This window comes from Pseudomonas sp. 22072, assembly GCF_052046095.1.
In the GTDB taxonomy this organism is placed as follows: domain Bacteria; phylum Pseudomonadota; class Gammaproteobacteria; order Pseudomonadales; family Pseudomonadaceae; genus Aquipseudomonas; species Aquipseudomonas paracarnis.
The window spans coordinates 116,261-133,816 of the sequence record NZ_JBQEQE010000016.1 but is presented as its reverse complement, the minus strand read 5'-3'; the positions used below and the strand labels follow the sequence as shown (position 1 = coordinate 133,816).

Below are 17,556 nucleotides of genomic sequence, written 5' to 3'. Positions count from 1 at the left end.
CGACGATGCGTGAACTCGGAATCGGCTTGATCGGCACAGGCTTCATGGGCCGCGCCCACGCGCTGGCGTTCAACAACGCCCGGGCGGTATTTGAACTGCCGGTGCAGCTCAAGCTGGCCGCCCTGGCCGATGCCGACACCGAACGCGCCCAGCGTTGCGCCAGCGCCTGGGGGTTTGCCCAGGCCCATGGTGACTGGCAAGCGCTGATCAACGACCCAAAGGTCGACGTCGTGGCCATCACCACCCCCAACCATTTGCATTACCCCATGGCCATGGCCGCGATTGCGGCCGGCAAAGCCGTGTATTGCGAGAAACCCCTGGCCGTCAGCCTCGAACAAGCCGACGCCATGCGCCGCGCAGCCCATACCGCCGGGGTGGTGACGCGTGTCGGCTATAACTACCAGCACAACCCCATGATCGTGCTGGCCCGGCAGATGATTGCCCAGGGCGAACTGGGCCAGATCATCAGTTTCCAAGGTGAGTTCAGCGAAGACTTCATGGCGGACCCGGCCTCCCCTTGGTCGTGGCGCTGCGAAGTGGAGCATGCTGGCGGCGCCCTGGCTGACCTGGGCAGCCATTTGCTGTCAATGGCCCGCTACCTGGTGGGCGACGTGACCCATGTCTGTGCCGATACCCAGACCGTGCACAACCAACGCCCCGCCACCGCCGGCAGCCCAACCTCAAAAGCCATTGCCGTGGATGACCAGGTGCATGCCCTGTTGCGCTTCGCCAACGGCGCCCGTGGCACGGTGAGCAGCAGTTGGCTCAAGCACGGCTACAAAAACCATCTGAGTTTCGAGATCAGCGGCACCCAAGGCACGCTGGCGTTTGACCAGGAACGCTTGAATGAACTGCGCCTGTACCGCATCGGCCAGGACGGCTTCCAGCGCGTGCTGGCTGGCCCTGCCCTGCCCGGCTATGCGGCATTCAGCCCGGCGGCGGGGCATCAGTTGGGCTACAACGAGTTGAAGACGTTGGAAGTGCACGAGTTGATCATGGCGCTGGCCGGCCAAGGGGACCAGGGGACGGACTTTGAGGCGGCGTGGGAGGTGGAGCGGTTGGCGACGGCGATTCGAGTGGCCGCCCTTGAGGAACGCTGGGTCAAAGTGGACACGGTTTAAAAGTGGGAGCGGGCTTGCTCGCGAATACGCTNCGCATTCGCGAGCAAGCCCGCTCCCACATTTGGTCATCTGAACCATTCAATCAGCGCAAGGCCCGACGCAGCACTTTGCCCACCGTGGTCTTAGGCAGTTCCGTGGTGCGAAACTCCACATATTTTGGCAGCTTGTACCCCGTCAGGTACTCCCGGCAGTGCGCAAGAATCTGCTCCTGGGTCAGGCTCGGGTCCTTGCGCACGACGATGATCTTGACCTTCTCCCCGGTCACTGGGTCTTCGACCCCAATGGCCGCCACTTCAGCAACCCCAGGGTGCATGGCCACCACGTCCTCGATTTCATTGGGGTACACGTTGAAGCCCGAGACCAGGATCATGTCCTTCTTGCGGTCCACCAGGCGGATATACCCGCGTGCGTCCATCACGCCGATGTCCCCGGTGGACAACCAGCCCTCGGCATCCAGCACCTCAGCGGTTTCCTTCGGCCGTTGCCAGTAGCCCTGCATCACTTGCGGGCCACGTACTTGCAACTCGCCCTGCTCGCCGATATCCGCCAGTTCGCCGTCTTCGCGTACGAAGCGCACCCAGGTAGAGGGCAATGGCACGCCAATGCTGCCGGTGAATTCCATCTCGCGCATGCGGGAAATATCAATAGGGCTGATGCTCACCACGGGCGAGCATTCGGTCAGCCCGTAGCCTTCGATGATCGGCAGCCCGGTCACCTCTTTCCAGCGCTTGGCCACGGCGGTGTGGGTGGCCATGCCGCCAGCAATCACCAGGCGCAGGTCGGAAAAGTCCCGTGCACAAAATTCCTTGTTCTCCAGCAACCCGTTGAACAGCGTGTTCACCCCGGCAATGCCATTGAAGCGTTCCTTGCGCAGGATCATTTGCACGCGCTTCACGTCCCGAGGGTTGGCGATGAGGATATTGCGCCCGCCCAGGCACATGAACATCAGGCAGTTCACCGTCAGTGAGAAGATGTGGTACAGCGGCAGCAAGGTCACGTTGGTTTCCTGCTTGTGCAGGTTTAACTGGTCACCGACCCAGGCCTTGGCTTGCAGCAGGTTGGCAATGATATTGCGATGGCTGAGCATCACGCCCTTGGCATCGCCGGTGGTGCCGCCGGTGTATTGCAGGAAGGCCAGTTCATCGCGGTGCAGGCTGACCGGCAAATGGTGCATGGCCCTGCCCTGTTTGAGCACCTGGTTGAAACGCAGCGAACCGGGCAGCCTGAAGGCCGGTACCTGCTTCTGCACGCTGCGCAGGATGAAGTTCATTGCCGCGCCCTTGAAGGTGCCCAGCAAGTCGCCAATGGCCGCGACCACCACTCGCTTGACGCTGCTGCCCACCATGGCTTTTTCCAGGGTATGCGCGAAATTTTCGAAGATCACCACGGTTTCGGCGCCACTGTCCTTGAGCAGGTGCTTGAGTTCGTGGGCGGTGTACAACGGGTTGACGTTGACCACCACCGCCCCGGCCAGGATCGTGCCCAGCAGGCAGATCGGGTACTGCAAGCAGTTGGGCATCATCAGGGCCACGCGGTCGCCCTTCTTCACGCCCTGGTCCTGCAGCCAGGCGGCAAAGGCAATGCCCTGGGTGCGCCAATCGGCATAGGTCATTTGCGTGCCGATGCTGACGTAGGCCACCCGTTCACGGAACTTCTCCAGATGCTCCAGGAACACTTCGCGCAGCGACGGGTAGTCCTCGATCCCGGCGTCAATGTCCGCTGGCACGCCGGGCAGGTAAGTGTTCAACCAAATGCGTTCGGTGTGTTCCAGGCTGATAGCGTTCATCGCAGTGTCCTTATTGTTGTTTTTGATAGCGCTACTTTTCGACGATGGCGGTGATGCCCAACCCACCCGCCGCGCAGATCGAAATCAGGCCGCGACCGCCACCGCGTTCATGGATGGCCTTGGCCAGCGCCGCCAGTTGCCGGCCACCGGTGGCCGCAAACGGATGGCCGCAGCCCAATGAGCCGCCGTTGACGTTCATCTTGGCCCGGTCGATGGCGCCCAGGGGGGCGTCAAGGCCGAGTCGCTCGCGGCAATACTGCGGGTCTTCCCACGCCTTGAGCGTGCACAACACCTGGGCGGCGAACGCTTCGTGGATCTCGAAGAAGTCGAAGTCGGCAAACCTCAAGCCTTCCCGCGCAAGCATGCGTGGCACGGCGTAAGCCGGCGCCATCAGTAGGCCCTCGGTGCCGTCGACAAAATTCACCGCAGCCGTTTCGCCGGTGCGCAAGTAGGCCAACACCGGCCAGCCATTGGCGGCGGCCCATTCTTCACTGGCCAGCAGCACCACCGAGGCGCCATCGGTCAGGGGCGTGGAGTTGCCGGCGGTGAGCGTGCCGTTCTGGCGGTCGAAGGCCGGCGACAAGCCGGCGAGCTTTTCCAGGCTGATATCGGCACGCAGGTTGTTGTCACGGGCCAAGCCGCGATGGGGGCTGATCAGGTCGTCGAAGAAGCCGCGTTTATAAGCCGCATCCAGGCGCTGGTGGCTGGTGAGGGTCAGCTCGTCCTGGGCCAGGCGCTTGATCTGCCAGCGCTTGGCCATTTCTTCGCAGTGCTCGCCCATGGACAGGCCGGTGCGCGGCTCGCCATTGCGCGGCAGCAACGGTTTGAACAGCATCGATGGGCGTACTTTCATCAAGGCCTTGAGCTTGTCGCCCAGGCTTTTGGCGCGATTGGCCGCAAGCAAGGTATGGCGCAAGGATTCGTTGATGCCAATGGGCGCGTCGGAGGTGGTGTCGGCACCACCGGCAACGCCCACTTCGATCTGGCCGAGGGCGATTTTATTCGCCACCAGCAGCGCAGCTTCAAGCCCTGTGCCACAGGCTTGTTGCACATCATAGGCAGGGGTTTGCGCAGACAACGTGGTGGACAACAGCGCCTCGCGGGCCAGGTTGAAATCCCGTGAGTGCTTGATCACCGCTCCGGCGGCAAACTCACCCAGGCGTTGGCCGTGCAGGTTGTAGCGCTCCACCAATCCTTGCAGGGCGGCGACCAGCAGGTCCTGGTTACTGTCGTGGGCATACACCGTGTTGGAGCGCGCAAATGGAATACGGTTGCCGCCGATAATCGCCACGCGGCGGGTCGGGGCTGGGGTAAAACTGTAGTCACTCATTGCTGGCTCTCTTTCCAAATGAATAGCCCGCGCATATGGGGCTTGTCCCCGGCGAAATTGCGCACTTCGAACTCGCGCCGTGGCCCACTTACGGGGTGGCCCCACAGGGCGACCTGTCCGGGCAGGAAGATCGGCAATTTGAAGTCGCAATGGGCCTCGGCCTGGTCCAGGCCACCGGGCGGCTGTTGCGCTGCCAATGCGCGGCCCAGGGTCCACATGCCATGGGCGATGGCGCGACGAAAGCCGAACAGCCTGGCACCGATGACCGACGTGTGAATGGGATTGAAATCCCCCGACACCTTGGCAAAGCGTCGCCCCAGGTCGGCGGGCAGTACCCAGCGCTGGGTGCGTAACAGACCGTCTTCCTGCAGTGGCAGAGGGTCATTCCAGGGTTCACCCACCGGATTGCTGACGTCACGGCGCAAATACAGACTGTCGCTTTCCCACACCAGGGTTTCCTGGCTGTAGGCACGGGTGGCGATACTCAAGGCCTGCCCTTTTGGATGGGCCACCCAGCGCTCGCAATACACTTCCAGGCGCACCGCCTGGCCCTCGTGCAAGCGTTGGTGCTGACAAATGCGATTGGCCAGGTGCACCATGCCACTGGCCGGGTACGGGAAGCTTGGCCGAGTCAGCAGCATGAGGTGCAGTGGGAACGCCAGCACATGGGGATAGGACAATGGCACGCCCTGTTCGCGACGAAAGCCACACGCCCGTGCGTAAGCGGCGATACCGGCCGACGAAAGCTCCACCGCGCTGCGCACCAGGCGTGCTGCAGGCAATGGCGGCGCACCGTCGAGTTTGGGTTTGCGCAAGGCGCGCAGGCCGTCGAGCAATAACTGCGTGCGCGACGGCGGTGGGTCGATAATCTGCGTCACGTAGTCCATCGGTCAGGCTCCCAACAGGCTTTGGCCGCACACCCGCACCACCTGGCCATTGACGCCGCCCGACGCCGGATGCGCCAGCCAGGCAATGGTCTCGGCCACGTCGATGGGTTGCCCGCCCTGGGACAACGAATTCATGCGCCGCCCCGCTTCGCGGATCATCAGCGGGATCTTCGCGGTCATCTGGGTCTCGATAAAGCCGGGCGCCACCGCGTTCACCGTGACCTGCCGGGCTGCCGCACGCGGTGCCAGGCCCTGTACCAGGCCTATCACACCGGCCTTGGACGTGGCGTAGTTGCTCTGCCCCAGGTTGCCGGCGATACCGGAAATCGACGACACGCACACAATGCGCCCACCAGGGTTCAAACCCTGACTGTCGAGCAAGGCCTCACTGAGCTGCCACGGCGCTTCGAGATTGACCGCCAGCACACTGCGCCAGGCGCCCTCGGTCATTTTGGCGATGGTCTTGTCGCGGGTGATCCCGGCGTTGTGCACCACCACATCAAAGGCGCCGTATTGGCTGACGTGGGTTTGCAACAGTGAGGCGGTGTCGGCGGCGGTGATATCCAGGGGCAACGCCGAACCGCCCACGCTGGTCGCCGCCTGCTGCAAGGCTTCCTGGGCCTGGGGCACGTCCACACACACCACATGGGCACCGTCCCGCGCCAGCACCTGGGCAATCGCCAGGCCGATGCCACGGGAGGCGCCGGTGACCAGGGCGCGTTTGCCGGCAAAGGGTTTGTCCCAGTTGATGGCGGCATGGCCATCGACCGGTTTTTCCAGGCGCACCACCTGCCCCGAGACATAGGCGGAACGGCGCGACAGGAAAAACCCCAGGCTGCTGTCCAGCGCGTCTTCCGCGCCCGGCGCCACGTACAGCAGTTGCACGGTGATCGCGCGGCGCAGCTCCTTGGCCAGCGACCGCACCAAGCCTTCAAGGGCGCGTTGGGCGATGGCCTGGGGCAAGTCGTTGCAATGCTCGGGTGCCGTGCCGAGCACCACTACTCGACCATGTTGGCCGAGGCGCTTGGCATTGCTGTGAAAGAACAGGTAGAGCTCATCCAACTGTTGCAGGTCGGCCACGCCGCTGGCGTCGAACACCGCGCCTTGCACCTTGACCGTGGACGGTGCCTTGAGCGTCGCCGGGCTCGCGGCGACGGTGTCGGTGGCGCTGAACACGCGCTGCACCGAGGCCACCAGGCGCCCTGCCCCGGCGATGATCACAGGATTAGCCAGGCCGGCCTGGCCGCTGCGATGCCGTTGCAGGGGCAAGGGTTGCGGCAAGCCGACCGCCTGGGCCAGACGCCGGCCCCAGGGAGAATTGACGAACGAAAGGTAGCTGTCACTCATAAGGAGTCCACTCACAACACAGTTCTTGCCTGATAAACCGATCAAATGTGGGGAACTGGATCGCCCTCTGTAGGAGCGAGCTTGCTCGCGAAAAACGTCAACGATAACGCTGGCTTCCTGAATCAACGCGGCGCCTGTGAGTTCTTCGCGAGCAAGCTCGCTCCTACAAAAAGCCTTCTGCCTGGTATTCAAGGCAAGCAGTTCCCACCTGTGGACCGGGTTTTCTCTTAATTGACCGGGACGCTGCGCCGTTTGGCCACCGGCTCGAGCGCCTGCTTACGCTGCTGCAGAGCCTCCAGCAAACCAAAGTCCTGGGGAAAGTCGTCCACCTGGATACCGTGGTCGGCGTATTCCACATAGCGCGCCAGCAAGGCGTCTTCGTCGTCGCTGATCAAATCCAGCGCCCGCGCCTTCACGCGCCAATCGGTGAAGGCCGTGGCAGAAATCGGCAGCGGGCCGAGCAGACCTTGCTTGATGGCGGGCTTGAGCCGCGCCTCGATCAGCTCCACTTGGGGCAGCAAACGGAAACCCAATTCGCCGTAGGCCAGCTTGTCGACTTCCGGACGTGGGATGTAGGAGTTGGCCAGCAAACGGTCGCGGGTCTCGCCAGGGGTCTGCACCACCTCCGCCACCTGCGCCAACAGGCGGTCCGACGGTTTGCGCAGCGGGATGCCAAACGGAAAGCTCAAGGTGCGCACTACTGCTGCTGCGGGTTTTGAAGGGTAGTTGTCGAGCACTTCGGCCAAGGCTTCGTGGGCGCGCAACAAGGCGTCCTGGGCCGCCCAGTGCACCAGCGGCAAGTCCGCCTGGGGCCTGCCGTCATCCTCGAAGCGCTTGAGCACGCAAGACAGGATGTACAGCTGCGACAAAATATCCCCCAGGCGCCCGGTAATACTTTCCTTGCGCTTGAGGGCACCGCCCAGCACGCCCATGGAGATATCCGAGATCAGCGCCAGCACCACCGACAGCCGATTGGCCTGGCGATAGTAGGCAGCCAGCGCCGGGTCGGTCTTGGCCGGGGCCGCAATCAGGCGCCCGCCGGTCACGGCATGCACCGCTGCGCGTACGGTGTTGGCTACTACAAAACTCACATGGCCAAACATTGCGCTGTCGAAGTCTTCCAGTGCCTTGCGCCGGTCGGGGTTGTGCGCCGCCTCCATCTCGCGGAACACGTAGGGATGGCAACGAATCAAGCCCTGGCCAAAGATGATCAGGCAGCGGGTCATGATGTTCGCGCCCTCCACCGTAATGGCGATGGGACTTTGCTGGTAGGCACGGGCGAGGAAGTTATTGGGGCCCATGCAGATGCCTTTGCCGGCGACGATGTCCATGCCGTCGTTGACGATGATGCGCGCCCGCTCTGTGACGTGGTACTTGGCAATGGCCGAGATCACCGACGGTTTCTCGCCGGCGTCCAGGGACGCTACCGACACCTTGCGCACCGCATCACAGGCATACAGATGCCCGGCCATGCGCGCCAGCGGCGCCTGTACACCTTCGAACTTGCCGATGGGCAGGCCGAATTGCTTGCGCATCGCCGCATAGGCTGTGGTACCGCGCACCGCCACTTTACCCAGGCCGACGTTGGCCGAAGGCAGGGAAATCGCCCGACCTGCCGCCAGGCATTCCATCAACATGCGCCAGCCGTTGCCGATTTGTTCGCGGCCACCGATCACCCACTCCAAGGGAATGAACACATCCTTGCCGGTGGTAGGACCATTCTGGAATACCGCATTCAACGGCCAGTGACGCCGGCCGCTGTTCACCCCTGGATGGGAGGTGGGGATCAACGCACAGGTAATGCCCAGGGAACCTGGCGCGCCAAGCAGGCCCTGCGGGTCTTCGGCACGGAACGCCAGGCCCAGCACCGTGGCAATCGGGCCGAGGGTGATGTAACGCTTGTCCCAGGTCACTTTGAAACCCAGTACTTCCTCGCCCTCATGCATACCTTTGCAGACGATGCCCAGGTCGGGGATCGCGCCTGCATCCGAGCCGGCATAGGGGCTGGTCAGGGCGAAACACGGAATGTCGTCACCGCGTGCCAGGCGCGGCAGGTAGTAGTTGCGCTGGGCGTCGGTGCCGTAATGCAGCAGCAGCTCGGCCGGGCCCAGGGAATTGGGGACCATCACCGAAATCGCTGCCGCCGAGCAGCGTGTCGACAACTTCATCACCACCTGGGAATGGGCGTAGTGGGAGAAGCCTTTGCCGCCGTACTGCTTGGGAATGATCATGCCGAGGAACCCGGCATCCTTGGTGTACTGCCAGCCTTCGGGGGACATGTCCTGCCAGACCTGCGTGGTTTCCCAGTCGTTGGCGATGTCGCACAGGGTTTCGACTTCGTTGTCGAGGAAGGCTTGCTCCTCCGCGCTCAGGCTGGCCGGCGCGGCTTGCAGCAGGCGCTGCCAGTCGGGCTTGCCGCTGAACAGCTCGGCATCCCACCACACGGTGCCGGACTCTATCGCCGCACGTTCGGTATCGGACATCGCCGGCATGATCGTGCGAAACAGGCCCAGAGCCTTGGTGGTCAGCAGCTTGCGGCGCAGGGGTTTGATTGCCAGCACCAAGGCGGGCAGCACCACCAGCAAAGCCGCGACAGTAAGGCCCAGGCCGGCCACCGCGTTGAACAGGTAACCAACCGCCAGCCAAAGGATGCCGGCGCTTAGCCACAGGGCGGCGGCGGCTTGTCGGTAAGCCAGGGCAATCGCTGCTGCGATACCCACCAATAACCAGATAAGCATGGGGGAGACCTCTACTTGATTCAGGACGTGAAACCACACTACAAACTTCAAATCATTAATTCAAATTTTGTTTTGAAATTTTTATTTAATTCCTTGCCGGAAAAATAGGCTGACCGGGTCAGCCTGACGAAAGAAGGAATCAATGCACGTCGCCGAAAACAACAGCCATGGCAAGGCCTCCAGATGCGCTGAGTGCCCTGCCTTGCACGCGCTTCAGAACTTATAAGTCGCCGACAGGCTGACCACGTCACCTGAGGATTCAGCTTTGCCGTCCAGTTGCGCGCCTCCAAGGCGGTCAACGTTCTTGGTCTTCAGATTGACCTTCTGGACGAATTGGTGCGAGTAGGCGGCATCCACCGACAGGCCTGGTACCGCCTTGATGTCATAACCTGCACCAAACGCAAGGAAGTAGCGATCCCCGTCGGGGATCCGAGGGTCACGGGTGGAGTTTCGGGTCGGTGTCTGGTCGTAAGCCACGCCGGCACGGAGGGTGAGTTCGTCGGTCGCTTTGTAGTCGCCGCCGATAGAAGTCATCCACGCGTTCTTGTAGTTGTAGGGTATGGCAACGATGGTCGAGCCTTGTGACTTGAGCGTGAGGTCCTTGAACGAGGACCACTCTGTCCACTGGGCACTCACGCCCAGCGTCCAGCGATCATTGAACTGGTGGACCCAGTCAATCGCCGCCGTCGCCGGGATATCCAATTGAGCACTGGCATGCGCGCCATCCGGGAACAGTTTGAGACCAGGGTAGGCCATTTCAACCAGCGTTTCGCCGTTCGGACCAATCGGGTTGGTCATCGCGTTACGGCCAATCGCGTCTGTATAAACGTCGTACTTGCCCGTCATCTTGTTTTTGATCTTGGCGTGATAATTCACGCCCAGCGTGTCTTGCGCTGTCGGCTTCCAAACCACGCCGCCAAACCAGCCCACTGAGATATTGTCGACTTTCACGCGTATCAAGGAATGCCCGACGCCGGTCGGAAAACCGGTGCCTCCCAGACCGGGAGAGACATCCGCAGCAGCCAACAGGTCAACGTTCTGGCTGACGTTCCCTTGGCTACGTTGAACGATGGCACCGGCACCGACGGAAAACTCATCATTGACCTTGAATGACAAGGAGCCTGTCAGGCCAATGGTCTCGATCTTGGTGTCAACGGCGAAATCTCGCAGCTTAGAGTTTTCGTTCCACGTACTTTTCATGCCTTGCGGTACGACTTGGCTCAGGCCAAAAGCAAAACGGTCGCCGATGGGCATGACCATAAAGCCAGTAGGTAGCCATGCGGTGAAACCACCCTGGCCGCCATTATTCGTATTCAGCGTCGGATCGCCCAGGTTGCCCTGATCATCCAGCACCGGCGTATTGGTCACCGGGTTACCGTTATGGTCATACGCCTGGCCAGAATATTTGATCTTGATCCGGGCGTAATCGACGGTCTGCTGCACGATGGTTGAATCGATGAACGCCATGGCCGCCGGGTTGTTGTACGCGGCACTGGGGTCGTTCTTGAACAATGAACCGCCACCAAACGCGCGCCCCCAGCCAGGCGCACCGTAGGTTGGCGTGGAGAAGCCGCCCGCCTGCACATTTCCTGTGGTCATCAAGCCTCCCAACAGCGCCAACCCCAGTAACGTGTGAGCGTGTTGTTTCTTATTATTCATGCGCTGCTCCTTATTATTATTTCGCCCGGCCCCTGCCGGTGGGTCGTGTGGCCGTAGGCAGACCGTAAGTACCCTGCCCAACCGATGCCTCGCATGAGGCATCGGCCTTTCAACGGGTGATCAGCCCTCTGGAGTCACATGCTTACGGGTTAACCGTCAGCGTCGGGGCAACAACATTCAGCGATACGACAGTGCAGTTGCCGGTCAGCGACTGATTGGTAGCCGAAAGTGTTTTGGTACCAGGAGTCCAAGCCACGGCAATGGTGGTAGGGCCGCAGTTAGTGGCCGGAATCGAGGAGATTTTGTAGCCTACGTTGGTCACGGTGCCGGTGGTGCCCGTCGCAGCGGTAAGAACCCAAGGCAGGTTAGTCAGCGTGGGCAGTGCGCACAGGCCGCCGCCGGTCAAGGAAGCACCGTTGATAGAAGCCACGCCACCGCTAACGTTGCCGGTAAAGGTAATGCCGCAAGTCACTGCCGCACCAAAGGATGAGGGCGACTTCACCACGATGGTACCGGCATTAGTCGAGAACGGACCGTCTGGAGAAACGGAAGCCGCGCTCGCCATGGAGGCGGCACCAAAGCACAGAGCAAACGAAGTTGCACAAACGAGGGTTTTCAAGCTTTTCATTGTTTTTCCTCACATGTTATGGCGATTCATTTCGCCAGGGGTAATGGCCATGATCGAGAGGTCACGGTGAAACTGCAGAACTTCCCTTTCCAGCCAAATTTCAATGCATTTACCGCTACAACAGTCGGAACGCGTTATTCGACAACTTTGAAGTTGGGCGGCATCTTGATCGACACCGTCTTGATCTTGCAGTCTTCGCCAATCGCAACATCGGCGGCTTCCAACTTGCCGGTGGCGTTATCCCAAGTCCCGTCGGCCGTCGACGGCCCACACTTGCCGCCCAGGCCAAAGGCATGCACGTCCACGCTGATCTTCGACATGGAGCCGCTTTTTGTATCTTTGGCGATTAACACCCAAGGCAAGTTGATGGCTTCGACACGGCTGCACTTGAGGCCACCTTCGAACTCGACTTTGTCGACATTCACCGATGAACCATCGGCTGCAACTTTGCCGGCTACCTTGATGGTGCAGTCGGCACTGATGAGCTTGCCTTTGGAAAAGCTGATAGGCCCTTGGGCGGTAAAGGCACTGCCAGCGGGTTCGATACGCGCAGCCTGGGCCTGGTGGTAAGCAATCAGGCCCATGGCCGCCAACAGGATGTGGGCGGTGAACTTGGCAGAACTTTGCATGGTGTACGTCCCTCCCTTGAAATTATTGTTGTAGGGTCAAACCAGGTTCTTGCACTCAAAACGCCGGGCGACAGGGACCTGCGCGATACACAGATCCCGAGTACACCCTGAAGGCTTACTTCATCTCAAAACGGCTTGGCACTACCGCTGTACTTCTCCAGGTACTTCAAGCGCTTTGACGGCTGAAGATTGGTCAGGTTGATATCGCCGGCATAGTGATTCAGTACACGATGGTCCATGCGACGCCGCCACAAGTACGGCACATAAGCCCAGACAATCATGCTGGCGTAGCCATACGGAAGTTGCGGTGATTCATCAAAGTGACGCAGCGACTGATAACTACGCGTGGGGTTGGCATGGTGATCGGAGTGGCGCTGCAACTGGAACAGAAAGATATTGGTGACAATTCGATTACTGTTCCACGAGTGACGCGGTGAGCAGCGTTCATAACGGCCATTGGGCAACTTCTGACGCTTGAGGCCGTAATGCTCGACGTAGTTCACCACTTCCAGCAACGAGAACCCGTAGATGCCCTGGATAATCAGGAACGGAATTACCGCCGCCCCCAGCCAGGCAATCATTGCGCCCCACAACACCACGCTGTACATCCAGGCGCTGAGTACGGCGTTCTTCCAGTGCAAGGTCGGCAGGCCGAGTTTGCGCAGGCGTTCGCGCTCCAGGTTCCAGGCCGACACGGCGCTGAACCACACCGAACGCGGCAGGAATGCCCAGAAACTTTCACCGAGGCGCGAGCTGGCGGGGTCTTCCGGGGTGGCGACCCGTACGTGATGGCCACGGTTATGTTCGGTGTAGAAGTGGCCGTAGAAGGTCGGCGCCAGGGTGACCTTGGCCAGGAACACTTCCAGGGGTTTGGGTTTGTGCCCCAGTTCATGGGCGGTATTGATGGCAATGCCGGTGGCGGCACCGGTGGACATGGCCATGCCCACATAAGTCAACCAGCTGACTGCACCGTGAAGTTCAGTGCGGGTGGTGATGAACGCGGCGGTCCTGGCCAGCCAGTTAGAAGGTTCCAGGGTGGCCGTGGCGTGCAACAGGCCGCCGTTGATGATCCAGTCGATACCGCCCGCAGCGAGCCAACCGGTGATGACCACCGAGGCAATCACAAACAGCACGCCGGTGTAGACGATCCAGCGGTAGTAGCGTTGGGATTCAAGGTGGCTGACCGCAGATTCGGGCGGGTTGCTGACGTCTTCGCCGAGCAGGCCGTCAATCAGCGGGATCAAGCCGAAGATCACCAGCACGCCCACCCACCACAGTTGTTGCACGCCTGTGGTGATGGCAAGGGCGCCGGAGAGCAAGGGCGTCGCCAGCGGCATGATGCCGAGCCACCACAGGTGGCGTTTGCCGTCGGCCCAGACATGCGGGGCTGCCAGAGTCTGGTTCATGGCAGCCTCCGAACGCATTCGGTGGGCAACGAGGCAGACGACAGGTATACGGAGCGTTGACTGCTCCGGGAAATCAACCATGCGATAAAAGGCGTTTTTTTCATTATTTTATTCGCTCTTAGGCATTTCAAAAATAATTTCAAATTACACATTGAAATAATTTTTTTAAATAAATAGCGCGGAATCGTTAGGTCGTCAACTAGTTTCTCCAGCCCTTTTTTCCGTGACCGAGCAGTCTCTTTTCAGCCGTCTGGTCAGATGCTCAGGGGCAGGCGTCAACGCCAGGCGCCGCAGTCAGATGGCACTGTTACTGGCTCGCCAGGGCGACAGGTGGATTTATTGGCCGTACGCTCTCGCCGGGTCGAGCCCGCTTGGCCACCTGCTCCACCAGCGCCGCCACGCGCTCGGTGGCGGTGATCGGCAACATATGCCCACGGCCTTCGATCACTTGCATTTTCAGCCCTGGCACCTTGCTGGCCAGGGCCTGGCCGTGTTTCTGGAAGTCGAGCACCTTGTCCTGCGCCCCGTAGATCAGGCCGATGGGCAGGGTCAATCGGGAGTAGCGCTTGACCATCTCCGGCAGGTGGTCGTTGACCCGGTTGATCTCGGTGGACGCCGCGTAGAAATTGTCGGGGCGCATGCCCAGCAAACCGCCGCCACGGGTGGCAAAGTCCGGCGGCGCAGGATCGGGGGCAAATACGCCCTTCACCACCGATTCTTTGGTCAGCAGGCCGATGGGCAGGGTCAAGGTGTGCGCCACCCAGCGCCGCAGCCAGGCCGGGCGCACGGCCAGAGACAGGAACACCAGCGGCAGCATGCGTTGGGGGTGAGTCAAGGGCGCAACCAGCACCAACCCGGACACCGCATGAGGATGGTCGAGGGCCAGCGCCAGGGCAATCGCGCCGCCCAGAGAGTGCCCCAGTATCAGCGGTTTGCCCAGATCCAGCGTCTTGATGAAGGCCGCGATTTGTCGCGCCTGGGCCGGCAAGTCTGCCGGCGTGCCGCTGTGCCGGGTGGAATAGCCTGAGCCCGGCCGGTCGAGGCTGATGACCCGAAAATGCTCACGCAACTGGCCGGACAAGGCATAGGTCAGGTTGCGACTGCTGCCCATCAGCCCGTGAATCATCACCAGCGGCGGGCCCTTGCCCTCTTCGACATAATGAAAGCGCTCGCCATCCACCTCGACGAAACGCCCGTTGATCGGCACGGTCGCTTCAATGCGCCGCGTCATCCAGGCACTCAAGCCCCATAACGCAGCACTGGCGCCCGCCAGCACACCCGCAGCGACAACCCATTCGACAGCCATAGCTCGGTCCTCTGCTTCCCTGCTGCTGGCGACCCGACCGGAATTGATCTGACCCCAGCCATCGTCTACGCCCTGGACCTACACTTCATGCATACCACGTTCATCCGTCGGACAAATCGCTCATGCGCAACAAGGTCCTAGCGTAGGCGAATTTTTCAGGTAGATTATTTAAAATCTTTTTTAAAATAAATAATTCAATTTTCCTTTGCAATGGTGTTCTATCTAAAAGACAAAACAAAAACAGGAGCACATCCGATGCCCAAGCGTTTTATTGACGAGGCAGCCCTATGAATGCCCCCAGTGACTCAATTGACATCGCCATCATTGGCTCCGGGTTCGCGGGCCTGTGCATGGCGATCAAACTCAAGGAAGCCGGGCTCACCGACTTCTTTATCGCCGAACAGGCCCAGACCCTCGGCGGTACATGGCGCGACAACCACTACCCAGGTTGCGCCTGCGACGTGCAGTCCCATGTGTATTCGTTTTCCTTTGCGCCCAATCCGAACTGGACGCGACAGTTCGCGGCGCAACCCGAGATCCGCGCCTATCTGGAAGACTGCGCCAGGCGCTTCGAACTGGCGCCCTACCTGCGCTTTGGCATGGGCCTGCAACGTGCGGTGTTTGATGAACAGCAGCAGCGCTGGCAGCTGACCTTCAGTAACGGCCGCCACGTCAGCGCACGGGTGCTGGTGTCGGGAATGGGGGGCTTGTCGCGCCCGGCAATGCCGGATATCCCAGGGCTGGACAGTTTCAAGGGCAAGCGCTTCCACTCCCAGCAGTGGGATCACGAGTACTCCTTGAAGGGCAAGCGCGTGGCGGTGATCGGCACCGGTGCCAGCGCCATCCAGTTCGTGCCACAGATCGCCCCGCAGGTAGCGCACCTGGACCTGTTCCAGCGCACACCGCCGTGGATCATGCCCAAGCCTGATCGGCCGATTTCCGCTGCCGAGCGCTGGTTGTTCAAGCATGTACCGCTCACCCAGAAGCTGGTGCGCGCTACGCTTTACTGGGCGCTGGAAGGCCGTGTGGTGGGCTTTGCCCTGCATCCACGTCTGATGAAAATGGTGCAGAAAATTGCCCTGCGTCATCTGCGCAAACAAGTGGCCCGCCCTTCCCTGCGCAAAACCCTGACGCCGGACTACACCATCGGCTGCAAGCGCGTGTTGATCTCCAACGATTACTACCCGGCACTCTCGCGCAGCAATGTCGAGGTGGTCACCGACAGCGTGCTGCGCATCGAAGCCGACGGCGTGATTACCGCCGACGGTATCAAGCACCCCGCCGATTGCCTGATCTTCGGCACGGGTTTCCAGGCCAGCGACCCGTTGCCCCGTGGCTGCATCATCGGCCGTGACGGCATCGACCTGATGGATGCCTGGCGCGATGGCGCCCATGCCTACAAAGGCACCACCGTGCCGGGCTACCCGAACCTGTTTCTGATCGTGGGCCCCAACACCGGCCTGGGGCATAACTCGATGATCCTGATGATCGAGGCTCAGGTCGCGTACATCCTCGACGCCCTGAAACACATGCAGCGCCAGCGCCTTACCACGGTAGAGGTCAAACCCGCCGTGGAGCACGCCTACAACCAGCAGTTGCAGGACAAGCTCAAGCGCACCATCTGGAACACCGGCGGCTGCCAGAGCTGGTACCTCGACCCGCGCACCGGCAAGAACACCACGCTGTGGCCCGGTTCGACCTGGCGCTTCAAGCAGGTCACCCGGCATTTTGCCCTCAAAGACTACAGCGTCAGCCAGGCGCCGGCGCCCGCCCTGCCGCGAGCGGTTGCAACGCCCCACTCCACCACAGAAGGCAGCCTGTCATGAAGTCATTCAACGGCCGCGTTGCGGCGATCACCGGCGCGGCTTCCGGCATGGGCCGCTCATTGGCCCTGGCCCTGGCGCGGGAAGGGTGTCATCTGGCGCTGGCAGACAAAAACAGCCAGGGCCTGGAACAGACCCTGGCGCTGATCCGCACCTCGACCTTGTCGCCCGTCACTGTCACCACCCAAGTGCTGGACGTGTCCGACCGCCAGGCCATGCACGATTGGGCAGCACGCTGCGCGGCCGAGCACGGCAAGGTCAACCTGGTCTTCAATAATGCCGGGGTGGCGCTGTCGAGCACCGTCGAAGGCGTGGATTACGCCGACCTGGAATGGATCGTCGGCATCAACTTCTGGGGAGTGGTGCATGGCACCAAGGCATTCCTGCCGTACCTCAAGGCCAGCGGCGACGGGCATATCATCAATACGTCCAGCGTGTTCGGCCTGTTCGCCCAGCCCGGCATGAGCGGCTACAACGCTACAAAGTTCGCGGTACGCGGCTTCACCGAAGCCTTGCGCCAGGAACTCGACCTGCAACGCTGCGGCGTGTCGGCCACCTGTGTACACCCCGGTGGCATTCGTACCGACATCTGCCGCAGCAGCCGCATCGACGCGAACATGACCGGCTTTCTCATCCACAGCGAGCAACAAGCCCGCGCCGATTTCGAAAAACTCTTCATCACCGACGCTGACCAGGCCGCCAAAGTGATCCTGCAAGGCGTACGCAAAAACAAGCGTCGCGTGCTGATTGGCCGCGATGCCTATTTCCTCGACCTGCTCGCCCGTTGCCTGCCGGCGGCCTATCAGGCTCTGGTGGTGTTCGCCAGCAAGCGCATGGCGCCCAAGCCGCGCACGCCGGTGTTTGAAACCAACGACGAGCCTCGACTCTGAACAGGA

General features: G+C 61.2%; 13 protein-coding genes. 3 read left to right on the top strand and 10 right to left on the bottom strand.

Going from position 1 to position 17,556, the window contains the following annotated elements; translation table 11 throughout:
- Nucleotides 1–5: 5 nt before the first annotated feature.
- Complete coding sequence (locus ACTJLA_RS17740; protein WP_440841746.1) at nucleotides 6–1,121, top strand: Gfo/Idh/MocA family protein; 1,116 nt, start codon at nucleotides 6–8, stop codon at nucleotides 1,119–1,121.
- Between the two features lie 82 nt (nucleotides 1,122–1,203).
- On the opposite strand, the gene ACTJLA_RS17735 is transcribed toward ACTJLA_RS17740, so the two are convergent.
- The 10 genes from ACTJLA_RS17735 to ACTJLA_RS17690 all read right to left on the bottom strand — a co-directional run bounded on the left by ACTJLA_RS17735 (nucleotide 1,204) and on the right by ACTJLA_RS17690 (nucleotide 14,837).
- Nucleotides 1,204–2,907: an AMP-binding protein gene (locus ACTJLA_RS17735; protein WP_440841744.1), complete on the bottom strand. Its 1,704-nt coding sequence runs from the start codon at nucleotides 2,905–2,907 to the stop codon at nucleotides 1,204–1,206.
- Nucleotides 2,908–2,938: 31 nt separating this feature from the next.
- Nucleotides 2,939–4,237, bottom strand: a complete 1,299-nt coding sequence (locus ACTJLA_RS17730; RefSeq protein ID WP_089041830.1) for an acetyl-CoA C-acetyltransferase — start codon at nucleotides 4,235–4,237, stop codon at nucleotides 2,939–2,941.
- Nucleotides 4,234–5,124, bottom strand: a complete 891-nt coding sequence (locus ACTJLA_RS17725) for a MaoC/PaaZ C-terminal domain-containing protein (protein ID WP_127880602.1) — start codon at nucleotides 5,122–5,124, stop codon at nucleotides 4,234–4,236. The genes ACTJLA_RS17730 and ACTJLA_RS17725 overlap by 4 nt, the downstream gene beginning before the upstream one ends.
- 3 nt (nucleotides 5,125–5,127) lie before the next feature.
- Complete coding sequence (locus tag ACTJLA_RS17720; RefSeq protein ID WP_440841742.1) at nucleotides 5,128–6,471, bottom strand: 3-oxoacyl-ACP reductase; 1,344 nt, start codon at nucleotides 6,469–6,471, stop codon at nucleotides 5,128–5,130.
- 227 nt (nucleotides 6,472–6,698) lie between these two features.
- Nucleotides 6,699–9,209: an acyl-CoA dehydrogenase gene (locus tag ACTJLA_RS17715; RefSeq protein ID WP_440841740.1), complete on the bottom strand. Its 2,511-nt coding sequence runs from the start codon at nucleotides 9,207–9,209 to the stop codon at nucleotides 6,699–6,701.
- A gap of 213 nt (nucleotides 9,210–9,422) precedes the next feature.
- On the bottom strand, nucleotides 9,423–10,868 hold the full coding sequence (locus ACTJLA_RS17710) for an outer membrane protein transport protein (RefSeq protein ID WP_105227026.1): 1,446 nt from the start codon (nucleotides 10,866–10,868) through the stop codon (nucleotides 9,423–9,425).
- A 142-nt stretch (nucleotides 10,869–11,010) separates the two neighbouring features.
- Nucleotides 11,011–11,496, bottom strand: a complete 486-nt coding sequence (gene praB, locus ACTJLA_RS17705) for an alkane oxidation protein activator PraB (protein ID WP_014718293.1) — start codon at nucleotides 11,494–11,496, stop codon at nucleotides 11,011–11,013.
- A gap of 134 nt (nucleotides 11,497–11,630) precedes the next feature.
- A complete protein-coding gene (gene praA / locus ACTJLA_RS17700) occupies nucleotides 11,631–12,125 on the bottom strand; it encodes an alkane oxidation protein activator PraA (RefSeq protein ID WP_089041834.1) in 495 nt (164 codons plus the stop codon).
- A gap of 125 nt (nucleotides 12,126–12,250) precedes the next feature.
- Nucleotides 12,251–13,531 (bottom strand): alkane 1-monooxygenase, encoded by a 1,281-nt coding sequence (locus tag ACTJLA_RS17695; RefSeq protein ID WP_440841738.1) that lies wholly within the window; start codon nucleotides 13,529–13,531, stop codon nucleotides 12,251–12,253.
- Between the two features lie 307 nt (nucleotides 13,532–13,838).
- Nucleotides 13,839–14,837, bottom strand: coding sequence for an alpha/beta fold hydrolase (locus ACTJLA_RS17690; RefSeq protein ID WP_440841736.1), 999 nt, complete (start codon nucleotides 14,835–14,837; stop codon nucleotides 13,839–13,841).
- Between the two features lie 287 nt (nucleotides 14,838–15,124).
- Here ACTJLA_RS17690 and ACTJLA_RS17685 point away from each other — a divergent pair, with 287 nt between their 5' ends.
- Nucleotides 15,125–16,663 carry a flavin-containing monooxygenase gene (locus ACTJLA_RS17685; protein ID WP_072448438.1) on the top strand — a complete coding sequence of 513 codons (1,539 nt, stop codon included), beginning with the start codon at nucleotides 15,125–15,127 and terminating at the stop codon, nucleotides 16,661–16,663.
- Nucleotides 16,660–17,550, top strand: coding sequence for an SDR family NAD(P)-dependent oxidoreductase (locus ACTJLA_RS17680; protein WP_236454671.1), 891 nt, complete (start codon nucleotides 16,660–16,662; stop codon nucleotides 17,548–17,550). The genes ACTJLA_RS17685 and ACTJLA_RS17680 overlap by 4 nt, the downstream gene beginning before the upstream one ends.
- Nucleotides 17,551–17,556 lie beyond the last annotated feature (6 nt).

Coding starts and splice junctions, on each gene's coding strand:
- ACTJLA_RS17740 (WP_440841746.1), top strand. CDS start 6: ATGCGTGAACTCGGAATCGGCTTGATCGGCACAGGCTTCATGGGCCGC.
- ACTJLA_RS17735 (WP_440841744.1), bottom strand. CDS start 2,907: ATGAACGCTATCAGCCTGGAACACACCGAACGCATTTGGTTGAACACT.
- ACTJLA_RS17730 (WP_089041830.1), bottom strand. CDS start 4,237: ATGAGTGACTACAGTTTTACCCCAGCCCCGACCCGCCGCGTGGCGATT.
- ACTJLA_RS17725 (WP_127880602.1), bottom strand. CDS start 5,124: ATGGACTACGTGACGCAGATTATCGACCCACCGCCGTCGCGCACGCAG.
- ACTJLA_RS17720 (WP_440841742.1), bottom strand. CDS start 6,471: ATGAGTGACAGCTACCTTTCGTTCGTCAATTCTCCCTGGGGCCGGCGT.
- ACTJLA_RS17715 (WP_440841740.1), bottom strand. CDS start 9,209: ATGCTTATCTGGTTATTGGTGGGTATCGCAGCAGCGATTGCCCTGGCT.
- ACTJLA_RS17710 (WP_105227026.1), bottom strand. CDS start 10,868: ATGAATAATAAGAAACAACACGCTCACACGTTACTGGGGTTGGCGCTG.
- praB (WP_014718293.1), bottom strand. CDS start 11,496: ATGAAAAGCTTGAAAACCCTCGTTTGTGCAACTTCGTTTGCTCTGTGC.
- praA (WP_089041834.1), bottom strand. CDS start 12,125: ATGCAAAGTTCTGCCAAGTTCACCGCCCACATCCTGTTGGCGGCCATG.
- ACTJLA_RS17695 (WP_440841738.1), bottom strand. CDS start 13,531: ATGAACCAGACTCTGGCAGCCCCGCATGTCTGGGCCGACGGCAAACGC.
- ACTJLA_RS17690 (WP_440841736.1), bottom strand. CDS start 14,837: ATGGCTGTCGAATGGGTTGTCGCTGCGGGTGTGCTGGCGGGCGCCAGT.
- ACTJLA_RS17685 (WP_072448438.1), top strand. CDS start 15,125: ATGAATGCCCCCAGTGACTCAATTGACATCGCCATCATTGGCTCCGGG.
- ACTJLA_RS17680 (WP_236454671.1), top strand. CDS start 16,660: ATGAAGTCATTCAACGGCCGCGTTGCGGCGATCACCGGCGCGGCTTCC.